This window comes from Leucobacter musarum subsp. musarum (assembly GCF_001273845.1).
GTDB classification, from domain to species: Bacteria; Actinomycetota; Actinomycetes; order Actinomycetales; family Microbacteriaceae; genus Leucobacter; species Leucobacter musarum.
Genome location: NZ_JHBW01000122.1, coordinates 1 through 251, shown reverse-complemented (window position 1 = coordinate 251; position 251 = coordinate 1). Strand labels below are relative to the sequence as shown.

Genomic DNA, 251 nt, shown 5'->3' with positions numbered 1-251 from the left:
TAGCACACCCGCGCGACCTCGGGTTCGACGTACTGTCCGAGGCGCATGTCCGGGGACCAGGCGACGCGAAGCCCTCGGATATCGCGGCGCATCGCCGCGACGTACGAGTCCTCCGACCTGGGGGTCGACAGCGGGCCGGCGTGATCGGGCCCCGCGATGACGTCGAGCATCAGCGCGTGGTTGGCCACGGTGCGGGAGAGGGGCCCGGGATCGGCCCGGGTGTAGTAGAGTGCAGCGAGGATCGCCCGGGG

At 71.7% G+C, this 251-nt stretch carries 1 pseudogene; it reads right to left on the bottom strand.

Features of this window, described 5'->3' with window-relative positions:
* Positions 1-251, bottom strand: a pseudogene (locus tag CH42_RS15830) (amidase family protein); the annotation flags it as partial.